Below are 265 nucleotides of genomic sequence, written 5' to 3' on the forward strand. Positions count from 1 at the left end.
GGACTGTTCATCGAGAAAACGCTGGGCGATCTGCCCACCCCAGGAGCGAGCGTCATAGCGGATAAACGGGCGTTCGCCTAACAAGGCTGCCAGTGACTGCACCCCCCACTCGGCGGGCGCAATCAGAATCAAGGGTTCGGCACGCAGCAAAGCCATCGACAAGGCTTTGGGCGGTTGAAACGGCGGTCGCACCAGTATCGCTGCATCCAATTCCTGGTTGAGCAACTTCTCATAGAGACTTCTGGAATCGCCGGGGGTGATCTTC

At 58.5% G+C, this 265-nt stretch carries 1 protein-coding gene; it reads right to left on the reverse strand.

Annotation, left to right across the window (positions count from 1 at the left end; all coding sequences use genetic code 11):
- Window positions 1–265: LysR substrate-binding domain-containing protein (locus AAEZ05_RS28930; protein ID WP_350650045.1), on the reverse strand; the 265-nt coding region annotated here is incomplete at both ends.

The organism is Pseudomonas sp. HY13-MNA-CIBAN-0226, from assembly GCF_040310305.1.
Lineage (GTDB): Bacteria > Pseudomonadota > Gammaproteobacteria > Pseudomonadales > Pseudomonadaceae > Aquipseudomonas > Aquipseudomonas gregormendelii.